This window comes from Ferrovum sp. (assembly GCF_027317285.1).
Classification (GTDB): domain Bacteria; phylum Pseudomonadota; class Gammaproteobacteria; order Burkholderiales; family Ferrovaceae; genus Ferrovum.
The window spans coordinates 1-555 of record NZ_DAHVHV010000164.1; the positions used below are offsets into that span (position 1 = coordinate 1).

The following is a 555-nucleotide window of genomic DNA, read 5'->3' on the forward strand; positions in this document are numbered from 1 at the left end:
ACGCCTTCCACCCTGCGCTGGCGCAGCAGGTCGGCAAGGTTGATGGGGAGATTGCTAGGCATGGGGCGACTCCATCGCGGAGCCCAGCGTCTTGGTCACGATGCCGCGCAACTCCTCGAAAATCGGCGCCGCTGGGTTGGCCTGGTAATGCTTCTGGCTGCCGATCCGCGTCACCGTCACCAGACCGCTCTCGGCCAGCCGCCGAACTTCGCGCTGCACCGCGCCCGACCCGGCACCCACCAAGCCGATCAACTCGTTGGTAAAAAAACTGCGCCCGGGCTGACCAAACAGCAGCGCCAGCACGCGCTGCCGGGTCGTCGAAAACAGCGCATCGGCAAGGCTCATCCTCTCGGGCATAGGCTTGCGTCGAGTGGCTGAATCCGGTTTTGGTGACTTGGCTCGTTTGGTTATACCCATATCGGGTATATTAATACTAGTTTTGGGCATATTGCAAGTTCATGTTGGGTTCCGCCTCACCAACCAGGTACTGGCTGGTCTGAACAACAATCCGATATGAAAATGGTATACCTAATTCAACGCAGTCAATCTGCCACA

General features: G+C 58.4%; 1 protein-coding gene. It reads right to left on the reverse strand.

Annotation, left to right across the window (positions count from 1 at the left end; translation table 11 throughout):
• Nucleotides 1-54 precede the first annotated feature (54 nt).
• Nucleotides 55-417, reverse strand: coding sequence for a winged helix-turn-helix domain-containing protein (locus M6F29_RS12120; RefSeq protein ID WP_298160296.1), 363 nt, complete (start codon nucleotides 415-417; stop codon nucleotides 55-57).
• Nucleotides 418-555: the final 138 nt, after the last annotated feature.

Coding starts and splice junctions, on each gene's coding strand:
- M6F29_RS12120 (WP_298160296.1), bottom strand. CDS start 417: ATGGGTATAACCAAACGAGCCAAGTCACCAAAACCGGATTCAGCCACT.